Here is a 246-nt window from a genome sequence, read left to right as displayed (position 1 = left end):
CGGCAAGACCCGCGGCCGCCCGGTGGGCGTCAGCGTCGATCCGCGCGGTGCGGGGATCGTGGCCGATGACCTGGCCAACACCATCTGGCGGATCACGCCAACCGCCGCTCCCGCCACGCCAGCCGCACCGCCTTCGGCAACTCCGTCGACGCCTTCGGCCCCGGCGCCTGAAAGCCACGCCCTGCGCGCCTGCTCGACCCTGAAATGCGCCGGCGGCCCCACGCCGCAGGCGCGGATGTGGTCCAT

General features: G+C 74.4%; 1 pseudogene. It reads left to right on the top strand.

Annotated features, from left to right (window positions below):
* A pseudogene (locus ACQG3P_RS21560) lies at nt 1-246 on the top strand (hypothetical protein); the annotation flags it as partial.

This window comes from Stenotrophomonas sp. SrG (assembly GCF_050031795.1).
Lineage (GTDB): Bacteria > Pseudomonadota > Gammaproteobacteria > Xanthomonadales > Xanthomonadaceae > Stenotrophomonas > Stenotrophomonas rhizophila_A.
The sequence above is the reverse complement of the archived record's forward strand: the minus strand, read 5'-3'. Positions and strand labels throughout refer to the sequence as shown.